This window comes from Leclercia sp. W6 (assembly GCF_003336345.1).
Classification (GTDB): domain Bacteria; phylum Pseudomonadota; class Gammaproteobacteria; order Enterobacterales; family Enterobacteriaceae; genus Enterobacter.
Genome location: NZ_CP031104.1, coordinates 4,704,115 through 4,718,458 on the forward strand (window position 1 = coordinate 4,704,115; position 14,344 = coordinate 4,718,458).

Annotated in this window: 10 protein-coding genes; 6 read left to right on the top strand and 4 right to left on the bottom strand. The window is 55.7% G+C overall.

Annotation, left to right across the window (positions count from 1 at the left end):
- The first annotated feature begins 41 nt into the window (after positions 1-41).
- From relA to eno, 4 genes are all read left to right on the top strand, one after another.
- A complete protein-coding gene (gene relA / locus DVA43_RS23195; protein WP_103822711.1) occupies positions 42-2,279 on the top strand; it encodes a GTP diphosphokinase in 2,238 nt (745 codons plus the stop codon).
- A gap of 69 nt (positions 2,280-2,348) precedes the next feature.
- Positions 2,349-3,140, top strand: coding sequence for a nucleoside triphosphate pyrophosphohydrolase (mazG, locus tag DVA43_RS23200; RefSeq protein ID WP_114316901.1), 792 nt, complete (start codon positions 2,349-2,351; stop codon positions 3,138-3,140).
- Between the two features lie 224 nt (positions 3,141-3,364).
- Positions 3,365-5,002, top strand: a complete 1,638-nt coding sequence (pyrG, locus tag DVA43_RS23205; RefSeq protein WP_103180932.1) for a glutamine hydrolyzing CTP synthase — start codon at positions 3,365-3,367, stop codon at positions 5,000-5,002.
- Between the two features lie 82 nt (positions 5,003-5,084).
- A complete protein-coding gene (eno, locus tag DVA43_RS23210; RefSeq protein ID WP_103822709.1) occupies positions 5,085-6,380 on the top strand; it encodes a phosphopyruvate hydratase in 1,296 nt (431 codons plus the stop codon).
- 54 nt (positions 6,381-6,434) lie between these two features.
- Here the strand turns inward: eno and DVA43_RS23215 are convergent, their stop codons facing one another.
- Positions 6,435-7,649, bottom strand: a complete 1,215-nt coding sequence (locus DVA43_RS23215; RefSeq protein ID WP_114316902.1) for a glycosyltransferase — start codon at positions 7,647-7,649, stop codon at positions 6,435-6,437.
- A 252-nt stretch (positions 7,650-7,901) separates the two neighbouring features.
- Here DVA43_RS23215 and queE point away from each other — a divergent pair, with 252 nt between their 5' ends.
- Positions 7,902-8,573: a 7-carboxy-7-deazaguanine synthase QueE gene (queE, locus tag DVA43_RS23220; protein ID WP_103822707.1), complete on the top strand. Its 672-nt coding sequence runs from the start codon at positions 7,902-7,904 to the stop codon at positions 8,571-8,573.
- A gap of 20 nt (positions 8,574-8,593) precedes the next feature.
- Here queE and DVA43_RS23225 read toward each other — a convergent pair whose 3' ends face one another.
- Both DVA43_RS23225 and DVA43_RS23230 read right to left on the bottom strand, forming a co-directional pair.
- Entirely contained in the window at positions 8,594-9,988 is a 1,395-nt protein-coding gene (locus DVA43_RS23225; RefSeq protein WP_114316903.1) for an MFS transporter, read from the bottom strand.
- Positions 9,989-10,014: 26 nt separating this feature from the next.
- Positions 10,015-11,184 carry a M20 aminoacylase family protein gene (locus tag DVA43_RS23230; RefSeq protein WP_114316904.1) on the bottom strand — a complete coding sequence of 390 codons (1,170 nt, stop codon included), beginning with the start codon at positions 11,182-11,184 and terminating at the stop codon, positions 10,015-10,017.
- A gap of 171 nt (positions 11,185-11,355) precedes the next feature.
- On the opposite strand from DVA43_RS23230, the gene DVA43_RS23235 reads away from it, so the two are divergent.
- Positions 11,356-13,680 carry a helix-turn-helix domain-containing protein gene (locus DVA43_RS23235; protein ID WP_114316905.1) on the top strand — a complete coding sequence of 775 codons (2,325 nt, stop codon included), beginning with the start codon at positions 11,356-11,358 and terminating at the stop codon, positions 13,678-13,680.
- Here the strand turns inward: DVA43_RS23235 and queD are convergent, their stop codons facing one another.
- Positions 13,681-14,043, bottom strand: coding sequence for a 6-carboxytetrahydropterin synthase QueD (gene queD, locus DVA43_RS23240; RefSeq protein WP_103822703.1), 363 nt, complete (start codon positions 14,041-14,043; stop codon positions 13,681-13,683).
- Positions 14,044-14,344 lie beyond the last annotated feature (301 nt).

A 14,344-nucleotide genomic window follows, 5' to 3' on the forward strand; every position in this document is an offset into this window, starting at 1 on the left:
TTGTCGAATTCGACAGGCAGGGGTCCCTAAAGGAGAGGACAATGGTTGCGGTAAGAAGTGCACATCTCAATAAAGCTGGTGAGTTTGACCCACAAAAATGGATCGCAAGTCTGGGGATCGCCAGCCAGCAGTCGTGTGAACGCTTAACCGAAACATGGGCCTACTGTCTGCGCACCACACAGGGGCATCCCGATGCCGAGCTGCTGCTGTGGCGCGGCGTAGAGATGGTTGAGATCCTCTCCATGCTGAGTATGGATATCGACACCCTCCGTGCGGCTATGCTTTTCCCGCTGGCCGACGCCGAGGTGGTCACAGAAGAGGTGCTGCGCGAAAGCGTCGGGAAATCGATCGTGGCGCTGATCCACGGCGTGCGCGATATGGCCGCCATCCGTCAGCTCAAAGCCACCCACACCGATTCGGTCTCGTCTGAACAGGTGGATAACGTTCGCCGTATGCTGCTGGCGATGGTGGATGATTTCCGCTGCGTGGTCATTAAGCTTGCCGAACGCGTTGCCCACCTGCGGGAAGTCAAAGACGCGCCGGAAGACGAACGCGTGCTGGCGGCGAAAGAGTGCACCAACATCTATGCCCCGCTGGCGAACCGTCTGGGCATCGGCCAGCTGAAATGGGAGCTGGAGGATTACTGCTTCCGCTACCTGCACCCGGCGGAATACAAACGCATTGCTAAGCTGCTGCACGAACGCCGTATCGATCGTGAACACTATATCGATGAGTTTGTCGGCGGCTTACGTAAGTCGATGAAAGAAGAGGGCGTGAAGGCCGAAGTCTATGGCCGTCCGAAGCATATCTACAGCATCTGGCGCAAAATGCAGAAAAAGCACCTCGCCTTTGACGAGCTGTTTGATGTGCGCGCCGTGCGTATCGTCGCCGAGCGGCTGCAGGACTGCTACGCCGCGCTGGGGATTGTCCACACCCATTACCGTCACCTGCCGGATGAGTTTGACGACTATGTCGCCAATCCGAAACCGAACGGCTACCAGTCGATCCATACCGTGGTGCTGGGGCCGGGCGGCAAAACCGTCGAAATCCAGATCCGTACCAAGCAGATGCATGAAGAGTCCGAGCTGGGCGTCGCCGCGCACTGGAAGTATAAAGAGGGGCCCACAAGCGGGGCGCGCTCCGGTCATGAAGATCGTATCGCCTGGCTGCGTAAGCTGATTGCGTGGCAGGAGGAGATGGCCGACTCCGGCGAGATGCTCGACGAATTGCGCAGCCAGGTCTTTGACGACCGGGTCTACGTCTTTACGCCGAAAGGTGACGTGGTTGACCTGCCGGCAGGCTCAACGCCGCTCGACTTCGCCTACCATATCCATAGCGATGTGGGGCATCGCTGCATCGGCGCCAAAATCGGCGGGCGTATCGTACCGTTCACCTACCAGCTGCAGATGGGCGACCAGATTGAGATCATTACCCAGAAACAGCCGAACCCGAGCCGCGACTGGCTGAACCCGAACCTCGGCTATGTCACCACCAGCCGCGGGCGCTCAAAAATTCATGCCTGGTTCCGCAAGCAGGATCGCGACAAGAATATTCTTGCCGGACGCCAGATCCTTGACGATGAACTGGAGCATTTAGGCATCCACCTGAAAGAGGCAGAGAAATTCCTTCTGCCGCGCTACAACTTTAACGAGCTGGATGAGCTGCTGGCCGCCATTGGCGGTGGGGATATTCGTCTTAACCAGATGGTGAATTTCCTGCAGGCGCAGTTCAACAAACCGAGCGCGGAAGAGCAGGATGCGGCGGCGCTGAAGCAGCTTCAGCAGAAGAGCTACGCCCCCTCGCACCGTGGCAAAGAAAAGGACAAAGGCAGAGTGGTGGTGGAGGGTGTCGGCAACCTGATGCACCATATTGCCCGCTGCTGCCAGCCAATCCCGGGGGATGAGATTGTCGGCTTTATCACCCAGGGGCGCGGGATCTCCATTCACCGTGCGGACTGCGATCAGCTGGACGATTTACAGTCCCACGCGCCGGAACGCATCGTGGATGCGGTGTGGGGCGAGAGTTATTCCGCCGGTTATTCACTGGTGGTACGGGTCTCAGCCAACGATCGCAGCGGCCTGCTGCGCGATATCACCACCATTCTGGCGAACGAGAAGGTGAACGTGCTGGGCGTCGCCAGCCGCAGCGATACGCGCCAGCAGCTCGCCACCATTGATATGACCATCGAAATCTATAACCTGCAGGTGCTGGGCCGCGTGCTCGGCAAGCTGAACCAGGTGCCGGATGTGATCGACGCCCGTCGTCTGCACGGCGGATAATCGCACCTTCTTTTGTAGGCCGGGTAAGGCGTAAACCGCCACCCGGCATTTTTTTATCAGGACAAAACTATGACCCAAATCGACCGCCTGCTCAGCATTATGCAACGTCTGCGCGACCCGGAAAACGGCTGTCCGTGGGACAAAGAGCAGACTTTCGCCACCATCGCCCCCTACACTCTGGAAGAGACCTACGAGGTGCTGGACGCCATCTCCCGGGAAGATTTTGACGATCTGCGTGGCGAGCTGGGTGACCTGCTGTTCCAGGTGGTGTTCTATGCGCAGATGGCCCAGGAGGAGGGGCAGTTTGATTTCAATGATATCTGCGCCGCCATCAGCGACAAGCTGGAGCGCCGCCACCCGCACATCTTTGGTGATGCTACCGCCGAAAACAGTACCGAGGTTCTGGCCCGCTGGGAACAGATTAAAAGCGCGGAACGGGCTGAAAAATTGCAACATTCGGCGCTGGACGATATTCCGTTAAGCCTGCCGGCGCTGATGCGCGCGCACAAGATCCAGAAACGCTGCTCGACGGTAGGGTTTGACTGGACATCTCTGGGCCCGGTGCTCGACAAGGTGCATGAAGAGATTGACGAGGTGATGCACGAAGCGCAGCAGGCGGTAGTGGATCAGCAGAAGCTTGAAGAGGAGATAGGAGATCTGCTGTTCGCCACCGTCAATCTTTCCCGTCATCTGGGCGTCAAAGCCGAAGTGGCGCTGCAGAAAGCGAACCTCAAATTCGAGCGCCGCTTCCGGGAAGTGGAGCGCATTATCGCGGCTCGCGGCCTGGAAATGACCGGCGTGGACCTCGACGCGATGGAAGAAGTCTGGCAGGAAGTAAAACGCCAGGAATCTGATCTCTAACGGGTTTTTGCGATCAAGCGCAATTTGTGTGATTTTTTAAATGACAAGCGCTTGATTTGCGTCAAAAACATTTACCCAAAAGGGGCTATTTTCTCACTCCCAATATGAGTCAAAGCCTGAGACAGGAGACGGAGAATGAAAGTTTGTGGCGCTCGCCGTGTTCGGGTATACTACTTTCCCGTCCTGGTTATTCCATCGTTTCACCCTAACTTCTCAGGTTCAGCATGACAACGAACTATATTTTTGTGACCGGCGGGGTTGTATCCTCTCTGGGTAAAGGCATTGCCGCAGCCTCCCTCGCAGCCATTCTTGAAGCCCGTGGCCTCAATGTGACCATGATGAAGCTGGATCCGTACATCAACGTCGATCCAGGTACCATGAGCCCGATCCAACACGGGGAAGTGTTCGTTACTGAAGACGGCGCTGAAACCGACCTGGACCTGGGTCACTACGAGCGCTTCATTCGCACCAAAATGACCCGCCGTAACAACTTCACGACTGGCCGTATCTACTCCGACGTTCTGCGTAAAGAGCGTCGCGGTGACTACCTGGGCGCAACCGTTCAGGTTATCCCACACATCACCAACGCCATTAAAGAGCGCATCATTGCCGGTGGCGAAGGCCACGACGTCGTGCTGGTAGAAATCGGCGGTACCGTAGGCGATATCGAATCCCTGCCGTTCCTGGAAGCGATCCGTCAGCTGGCGGTGGACATTGGTCGCGAACACGCGCTGTTCATGCACCTGACTCTGGTGCCGTACATGGCTGCCGCAGGTGAAGTAAAAACCAAACCGACTCAGCACTCCGTTAAAGAGCTGCTCTCCATCGGTATTCAGCCAGATATTCTGGTCTGCCGCTCCGATCGTGCGGTTCCGGCCAACGAACGTGCAAAAATTGCATTGTTCTGTAACGTGCCAGAAAAAGCCGTTATTTCAATGAAAGATGTCGATTCCATTTATAAAATTCCGGGCCTGTTGAAATCACAGGGCCTGGACGATTATATTTGTAAACGATTCAGCTTGAACTGTCCGGAAGCTAACCTGTCTGAATGGGAACAGGTTATTTACGAAGAAGCGAACCCGGCGGGTGAAGTGACTATCGGTATGGTCGGCAAGTACATCGAACTGCCGGATGCCTATAAGTCCGTTATCGAAGCGCTGAAACACGGTGGCCTGAAAAACCGCGTAACCGTCAACATCAAGCTGATCGATTCGCAGGATGTTGAAACCCGCGGTGTAGAAATTCTGAAAGATCTGGATGCTATTCTGATCCCTGGCGGCTTCGGCTACCGTGGCGTTGAAGGCAAGATCGCTACCGCACGCTATGCGCGTGAAAACAATATTCCTTACCTCGGCATTTGCCTGGGTATGCAGGTTGCACTGATTGAATTTGCCCGTAATGTGGTGGGCATGGAAAACGCGAACTCTACGGAATTTGTGCCAGACTGTAAGTACCCTGTTGTGGCGCTGATTACCGAATGGCGCGACGAAGAAGGTAACGTCGAAGTCCGTACCGAGAAAAGCGATCTGGGTGGCACGATGCGTCTGGGTTCTCAGGCTTGCCAGCTCTCTGATGACAGCCTGGTACGCCAGATGTACGGTGCGCCAGTCATCACTGAACGCCATCGTCACCGTTATGAAGTGAACAACCTGCTGTTGAAACAAATTGAAGCTGCGGGTCTGCGTATTGCGGGCCGCTCCGGGGATGATCAGTTGGTCGAGATCATCGAAGTGCCGAACCACCCGTGGTTCGTTGCCTGCCAGTTCCACCCGGAATTTACTTCTACGCCGCGTGATGGACATCCGCTGTTTGCTGGCTTTGTAAAAGCCGCGACTGAGTTCCAGAAGCGTCAGGCGAAGTAAGAAAAGTTAGAACGGCAGCGCGTACCAAGGGTACGCGCTGTTTGTCTGGAGTTTTAGTTTAACTTGTACTGAGGAAAATCTAATGTCCAAAATCGTTAAAGTCATCGGTCGTGAAATCATCGACTCCCGTGGTAACCCGACTGTTGAAGCCGAAGTACACCTGGAAGGTGGTTTCGTAGGTATGGCTGCTGCGCCGTCAGGTGCTTCTACTGGTTCCCGCGAAGCGCTGGAACTGCGCGATGGCGACAAATCCCGCTTCCTGGGCAAAGGCGTAACCAAAGCGGTTGGCGCAGTAAACGGTCCTATTGCTCAGGCAATCCTTGGCAAAGATGCCAAAGATCAGGCTGGCATTGACAAGATCATGATCGATCTGGACGGTACTGAAAACAAATCTAACTTCGGTGCGAACGCAATCCTGGCTGTTTCCCTGGCAAACGCCAAAGCAGCAGCAGCTTCTAAAGGTCAGCCACTGTTCGAACACATTGCTGAACTGAATGGCACTCCAGGCAAATACTCCATGCCAGTTCCGATGATGAACATCATCAACGGCGGTGAGCACGCTGACAACAACGTCGACATCCAGGAATTCATGATTCAGCCGGTTGGCGCGAAAACTGTTAAAGAAGCCATCCGTATGGGTTCTGAAGTTTTCCATCACCTGGCAAAAGTTCTGAAAGCCAAAGGCATGAACACCGCTGTTGGTGACGAAGGTGGTTATGCACCTAACCTGGGTTCTAACGCCGAAGCACTGGCCGTAATCGCTGAAGCAGTTAAAGCAGCAGGCTACGAGCTGGGCACCGACATCACCCTGGCGATGGACTGCGCAGCATCTGAATTCTACAAAGACGGTAAATACGTTCTGGCTGGCGAAGGCAACAAAGCGTTCACTTCCGAAGAGTTCACTCACTTCCTGGAAGAGCTGACCAAACAGTACCCAATCGTCTCCATCGAAGATGGTCTGGACGAGTCTGACTGGGATGGTTTCGCATACCAGACTAAAGTACTGGGCGACAAAATCCAGCTGGTTGGTGACGACCTGTTCGTAACCAACACCAAAATCCTGAAAGAAGGTATCGAGAAAGGCATCGCTAACTCCATCCTGATCAAATTCAACCAGATCGGTTCTCTGACCGAAACTCTGGCTGCGATCAAAATGGCGAAAGACGCTGGCTACACTGCCGTTATCTCTCACCGTTCAGGCGAAACTGAAGACGCGACCATCGCTGACCTGGCTGTTGGTACCGCTGCTGGCCAGATCAAAACTGGTTCTATGAGCCGTTCTGACCGTGTTGCTAAATACAACCAGCTGATTCGTATCGAAGAAGCGCTGGGCGAAAAAGCACCTTACAACGGTCGTAAAGAGATCAAAGGTCAGTAATTCACGCTGAACCTTCATCTTTAGAAAAACCCGCTTCGGCGGGTTTTTTTATCATCACACCGTCGGTACGCTATGACGTGTGCATACCGCCTGTTCAATAATTTCGGCAGCCCGTGCTGCCCCTCCGGCGTTTATCAGCTGAGCCTGGAGGGCGGTGATGCGCTGCGTGTACTGCTTATTTTCCAGCAGGTCGAGAAGATGCTGGCTGAGCGTGCGGCTCGGCGAAAAACGGCAGGCCTTAAGGCCAATGCCGCTGAAGACCACTCGGGCGGCGACGCCTGGCTGATCAAACGCCAGAGGCACGGCGAGGATCGGCGTGGCGGTGGCGATGGCATCCATAACCGTATTCAGCCCAGCGTGGGTGATGACGGCGCTGGCATCGCGCAATACCGCCAGCTGATCGGTAAATCCTACGGTTTTCGCCCCGGCACGTGCCAGCCGGGCGGTTTGACTTGCATTCAGTCTGTCACAGTGGGCAATAAGCAAGGGCACACCCGCCTGTCGGCAGGCGCGGGCAATTGTGCGGAACAGCCCGTAGCGGTAGCCCTGGAGCGTGCCTAATGACGCAAAAACAAACGGCTTCTTATTGCCGGAAGAGACCGTTGGCGGATCGTAGCGTAGCGGGCCTACCGCATGGAAGCAGGCGGGCAAGGTACGTGGAAAATCAAAGCCTGGGATGGTCTGGCTGATTTGCGCCAACGGCGACAGGCATTGATCCAGCCTGTTGCGCGAGGACAGACCAAACGCCCGGGCATGACGGGCAATCACTCGCCCCTGTCTCGACATCAGCCAGTCATACACATCCGCACTGGAGGCGTATAATTTCCGGCTGCGATTGCTGGTGCCATAGCGAAAAGGCATCACCGGCAAGGGAATAGTGTTATCCCGGTTTACCGGCAGGGCGCAGCAGATGGAGATAAAGGGCAGGTTGAGCGCTTGTGCAACCAGCCCTCCAGCCGGCTCCATCTGATCAACAATCACGGCGTCAATATTGTGCTGTCGGAAGGCGAGAGGCAGTTCACGGCACAGCATATCGGTAACGCTTGCCATATCTGATATCAGGCGGAAAAAACCTGGCTCATTCATCGCAGACGGCGTCGGGTGACCCACGGCGATGAAGCGCGCCTGCGGTTCCCTGAGCAGCGTGCGAGCCTCTTCCTGCTGAAAAAAAGTGACCCGATGGCCGCGCACGATAAGGTGTTTTGCCAGTGCTTCCATAGCGCGCATATGGCTGTATAACGGTAGCGTTATTACCGCAAAATGGCTCATTCTGCTTGTCCAGTATTCTGATGGCTACTCAGTCAAGGGGGGTTAACGTCGACAGCCGGGTGGGCGATATCTTAAAAGCGTAGCGTAAGTTTTAATGTTTTTAACATTGCCTTCTGACAACGGCTTTCTACCCTAAGGGTGTTAGCCTGGCTATCCTTAAACTGACAGGAATAAAATCGTGGCCGGGGTTGTTTTGCCTGATTATGTGCGATCTGCAATAATGCCCCCCCGTAAATCTGACCAGAGATAACTATGCAGTACCCGATTAACGAGATGTTCCAGACCCTGCAAGGCGAGGGTTACTTCACCGGCGTTCCCGCTATTTTTATTCGTCTGCAGGGATGCCCGGTTGGCTGTGCCTGGTGCGACACCAAACATACCTGGGATAAGCTCGCGGATCGGGAAGTGTCGCTGTTTAGCATCCTGGCCAAAACCAAAGAGAGCGATAAATGGGGCGCAGCCAATCCGGAAGATCTGCTGGCGATCATTGGCCGTCAGGGCTGGACCGCGCGCCACGTGGTGATCACCGGCGGCGAACCCTGCATTCATGACTTAATGCCGCTCACCATGCTGCTGGAGAAGAACGGCTTTAGCTGCCAGATTGAGACCAGCGGCACCCATGAAGTGCGCTGCTCCCACACCACCTGGGTGACGGTATCACCAAAAGTAAATATGCGCGGCGGCTACGATATCCTCTCCCAGGCGCTGGAGCGTGCCGATGAGATCAAACACCCGGTCGGGCGCACGCGCGATATCGAAGCGCTGGACGAGCTGCTGGCAACGCTGACGGACGAAAAACAGCGCGTTATTGCGCTGCAGCCCATCAGCCAGAAAGAGGATGCCACCCGTCTGTGTATTGAGACCTGTATTGCGCGTAACTGGCGTCTGTCGATGCAGACGCACAAATACCTGAACATCGCCTGATAGCCCTGCGGCCTCTGTTACTAAGGGGCCCGCAATTTGGGTAATAACGCCCAGGCCACCACCGCCGAACCGAGACAAATCGCACTGTTAAACAGCAGCGCATACTGGGCGGCGCTGGCCATGCCCAGCGGCAGCAGCAGGGCATACAGTGAAGCCGTTACGGCGATCCCCATTGCTCCGCCCAGCGAACTGCCCATCTTATAGATCCCTGATGCCACCCCAACTTTGCTCTCTGGCGCGTTCATCACCGCCGTGTCTGTCGATGGCGTGGCATAACAGCCCAGCCCGAGACCAAACAGGACGTTGCTGAAAAAGACGGTCACGATATAGATCTCTTTGCTCAGGAAAGTGCAGGAGATAAAGGTGATGCCGATTGCGGTCAACACCGGGCCGGTCATCATCGGCAGGCGAGCGCCATAGCGTTGAAGCAGCTTTTCTCCCACGCGAATCATGGCGAGCACCGTCACCAGATACCCCAGCGTCATCATTCCGGTTTGCAAAGGCGTCAGATGATGGCCCTGCTGTAACCAGATGCTGGTGATCATCATGGTGCCAATACAGCCGTTGAGCATGAAGTTCGAGAGCACCGCCGCGCTGTAGGCCCGGTTTTTAAACAGCGCAAAATCAATCAGCGCCGCATCGCCTTTGCGCAGGCCGGTATAGATAAAACCCAGTGCCGCGAGGATCGTTGCCCCCAGCACCGTCAGTGACAGGCCGCTGCCCCAGCCCCAGCTATGCCCTTTGCTGATAAACAGGTTGAGCAGCACCAGCATACAGACAAAACTCACCAGTCCGCCAATATCCAGCTTGTGCTGACCAGCACTGGCGCTTCGGCTTTCCGGCGTACCACGGATCAACAGCAGTGCAGCCAGGGCCATCGCGATGGAAAAAACAAAAATCCAGCGCCAGCCCAGGCTGGTGGCAATCGCGCCGCCAACAAACGAGCTCAGGCCGCTGCCGCCCCATGAGCCAATGACCCAGAAGCTGATCGCCCGCTGGCGCGCTTTACCGTCGTACCAGGTTTTAATCAGCGCCAGTGTCGCGGGCATAATGCAGGCTGCCGACAGCCCCTGGATCGCCCGTCCCAGCAGGAAAAGCACCGGTTCCCGGGCCAGAAACAGCAGGCCGCTGCCGATGATACTCAGCACCAGGCCGATAACCGTCAGGCGCACGCGGCCAAACTTATCGGCAAAGCCACCGCTGGCAACCACAAAGCAGCCGCTGAATAACGCGCTGAGACTGACTGCCAGCGTGAGCGTCTCCAGGGATATGTCGAGGCTATTTTTCATGGCCGGCACGACGTTAATCACCGACTGGGCAAATAACCAGAATGTCAGAACGCTCAGAACAATACCCGCCAGCAGTCGATCGTTACCTGCGAAAGCCGGGGTGCCTGTCAGGGGAACGGTACTCATTGTGCAGCCCTCCTGGGGATATGGGATCAACGCAGATAGTGTTCGGTCAGGGCGCTCCAGAGTGCGGCGCCGGTGATCAGGATCTTGTCGTTAAAGTCATAGCCCGGGTTATGCACCATGCAGCGATCCGCTTCATCGCCAGCGCCGATGGTGAAGTAACAGCCGTCAGGGTTCTTTTCAAGCATAAAGGCGAAGTCTTCACTGCCCATGAATGAACCGATAGCGGCCACAGCATCCTGTCCGAACAGATCCTGGGCGACGGTACGCACCATCTCGTTGGCCGCAGGATTATTGATGAGCACCGGGCTGCCGTTGATATGGCGGATGGTGGCCGTGGCGTTGAAGCTATCTGCCTGCGCAACGGCGATATCGTGGATGCGCTGCAGGACGGTTTGACGCACCTTTTCGTTCAGGGTGCGCACGGTCAGTTTCATCAGAACTTTGTCGTTGATGATGTTGGGCGCATGACCGGCCTGAATACTGCCGACCGTCACCACGGCGGGTTCAAATGGAGTGATATTGCGCGACACAATCGACTGCAGGGCGAGGGTAATATGGCAGGCCACCAGCGTCGCATCGACGGTATGTTCCGGCAGGGCACCGTGCCCACCCACGCCATTAACTTCAATGTGTATAGTGTCCGAGGAGGCCATCATGGCGCCATCGCGCAGGCCAATTTTGCCCAGTTTCTGCCCCGGCATATTATGCAGGCCAAAAATATGGTCGCAGGGGAAGGTCTCAAACAGGCCATCTTCGACCATCACCCGTCCGCCATACAGGAGCTCTTCCGCTGGCTGGAAAATCAGGTGCAGCGTGCCGTTAAAGTTGCGGGTGCGCGCCAGGTACTCGGCGGCATAGAGCAGGGTGGTGGTGTGGCCGTCGTGACCGCAGCCGTGGAATTTGCCTTCAACGGTGCTGCTCCACGCTTTGCCGCTCTCCTCCTGCATCGGCAACGCATCCATATCGGCGCGAAGACCAAGACGTTTGCTGCCGTTGCCCACTTTCAGGGTGCCGACCACCCCGGTTTTTGCCATCCCGTGATGTACCTCATATCCCCATTGCTGAAGCAGTTCCGCAACGCGCTGGCTGGTTTGCTGCTCCTCAAAACCGATCTCAGGATGCTGATGAAAATGTCGCCGCAGCTCAATAAACTGCGCTTCGTTGCCCTGTAGTGCTTCAACAATCGGATGTGTCATTTTTGTTATCCTTTTTTTATCAAACAATGCTAATTTCGAGTTTATGCCGATCGCAGCGACGGAAAATGCACTTTTTTGTTGTGAAGCGACGCATTATTTCTGATTGTTTTTCATACAATTCCGTTATGACAAAAAACAGCGCGTCATAATTTGTCTTCCCTGGAGGAACACATGGAGCAACGGGGTAGCGAGTTTTGGGTGAAGGTGCAGGATATTCGTCAGTTTCATCAGGAGGAGGACGACGCGCTGACGCTGCTGTGGCTGCTGGAAGGGAGCGCCGACCTGCACACCGACCAGCGGCAGATGACCCTGACAGCGGATAGCCTGACGATCGTTAATCGCAATCAACGCTGGCAGCTTACCAGCGAGAGCGGCAATACGACGATGTGTGTCATGCTTTCCGGGCGCAGGATCCAGCAGCTCTGTAGCGACTTTTTTACCCATGATTACGCCATCCCGCCCGAAGCCGGGAGCAGCTGGCCTCCTGGTGATGAGCTACGCCATCTTCTGCGCCAACTGCTGGTCTGCACCCTGATCAACGATCAGCATCGCTACCGGCTGGAGGCGACCCGCTGGCTGAGCGAGATCCTGCTCCTGCTGACCAGCCGGTTTCAGCAACCCGCCCGCCTGCTTCTGCGGGAACATCATCCGGGCGTAAGCAAACGCATCGCCCGGGTGGTGGAACGCATCAACGCCAGCTACACCCGACGCATTACGCTTGCTGAAATCGCCGGAAGCGAATTTGTTTCAGAAGCCTGGCTCTCCCGTCTTTTTCGCAAAGAGATGGGCGTCAGTTTTATGCAGTACATTACCACCCTGCGCCTTGAGAAGGCGGCCGACGCGCTTCGCCTGACCAACCGCCCGCTGCATCAGATTGCGCTGGAGCAGGGGTTCGCCAGTACGCGGATGATGAGCGATCTGTTCCGGCGTCATCACCAGATGGCTCCGGGAGCGTATCGCAAACAACGTCGTCATCACGCCGGGATGCCCCGTCTACGTCCAGGCAATGGAGAGCAGCTTTATCCGGTGGCGGTGGACAAGCTCTTCAGCCTGCTAAATGAAGCCGAAACGCGCGGTCGGGAGCCGTTGCCATTAAATCCGCATCCGGTGCAGGAGAGGGTGCTCGATCTGCATCTTCTCCAGCCCGCTGCGCCGCTGCGTCATACCCGAATGGTGGTGACGGTGCGTGAGCTGGACGATCTGCTGCGCGAGGATGTGCGCCGGGAGCTGGAAAAGCTGGGGGAGGCGATGCCTCTTTTCGGGATTGATATCGCGGAGCCGTTTCTCAGTAGCCGCCTGTTTGCCAGCGGCTGGGACGATCCGCTGATGGCAGGTTATGCCTGTTGGTACAACCTTCATCAGGTCTTCAGCTGGCTTGCTCAAAAACAGTGGACGGTGCTGCTGCATACCGGCCTGACAACTCGCACCGACCTGCTGGCGCGTTTCTTACAGCAGTCGGTCAATCACTTTTCGCCTGAGATTACCGATCGCTGGCAATTTGTGATGCACTGGTCAACGCAGGCGAGCGAGGAGACAAGAGCGCAGGTCTGGCAGGCTCAGCGGGCGACGCTGCGGGAATATCTGCCGCAGGCGACGTTCGGCGTGTGGCACCGTTTTGCGCCCGGGCACACGGGGCATAACGATGAGGCTCTGCTGGACTCGACTCTCCTCACCCAGGCCGATTTTTTGGCCTGTCCGGCCGATGCCAATGAGCTTCTCGATCTGGCGCAGCTGGATCCGGCTCATCTCTCTTCCTCTGAAAACTATCCGGTGCAGAAGGTCCGGCAGATCCTGACCTCGCTTCGTCAGCGAAAGCTCTCGCTTCCGGTATGGCTGCTATCGTGGAATACCCTCACCGGGAACACGCGGGCCACCAACGGCTGGTTTTTTCGTGGGGCACTGCTGATGCAAAACCTGCTCGGGCTGTCGGAACAGGTGTGGCTGGCCGGGTTCTGGCTCAACTCGGGCTTACAGGGGGAAGCGCGGGCCAACAATACCATCGATACCTCGAGCCTGGCGCTGCAGTACAACCACGGCCTGCCGCGCCCGATCTATTGGGTAGTCTGGCTGTGGCGACGCCTGCGCGGTGAGGTGTTAGTCAACGAAAAGAATCTTCTGCTATTGCGCCACCACAACGGATACCAACTGCTGCTGCGCAATACGGTGGTGTTTAACCCGTTACTCTCCAGCGAAGAGGCTTTCATTCAGCGTTTTCGCCAGCAGTACCATGTTCAGCTGAAGGGGCTAAGCGGCAGGTGGCGAATTAAGTGTCATCTGTTTGATCAGCACAACGGCGCGCTGTACCCCTTGATTGAAGGCGTGCGCAGTGAAAGGGGACCTGACGAAGAGATGTGGCGCTGGATGGAGCATAAAGCGCGTCCAACGTTGTCAATGCGTGATGAACGGCTTCATGATGGCTGGCAGATTACGGCGTCGCTGGAAAGTAACGCGCTGATGCTCTTTGAGCTCGCGCCGTTGCTCTCTCATGAGACGTAATTATTCGCCGCGATAGACGCAGCCTGCGGTGCAGGTCTCTTTGATCATTACCGCACTCAGCAGCGGCACCAGCGGTTTGATCTCATTCCAGATCCATTTTGCCAGCACTTCGCTGGTCGGGTTTTCAAGTCCCGGAATATCGTTCAGATAGTAATGATCGAGGCGATCGTAGGTCGGTTTGAAGGCGGCCTTCAGCTCGGCAAAATCCATGATCCAACCGGTATGCGGATCGACTTCACCCGTGATCTCCAGACGCACCATAAAGGAGTGTCCGTGCAGACGACCACATTTATGCCCTTCCGGGACGTGAGGCAGATGGTGGGCGGCTTCGAAGATGAAATCTTTAAACAGTGTGGTGGACATCGTGGACTCTCAAAAATGCGGAAAAAACCGCCGTAGAGTACCGGAAAGTACATTTTTTATCATTAACTAAAACGGGCATTATGGTCAGGGGCACCAGACAGCGTAATTAGTGCTGTTTTTTATTTTACTTTTCAAGGAGATGATTAATCACTTTTATTGTTAAGAACAATAGCTAAAAGAGGTTAGTCCATTTGGTTATTTATTATTTCCATCCTGTCTTTAATTGTTATGATCCGCGCCGTTAACCTTACACTCTGTTCTGTCTTTCAGATAAAAATTCAGCTTTGCTACTGGAACATAA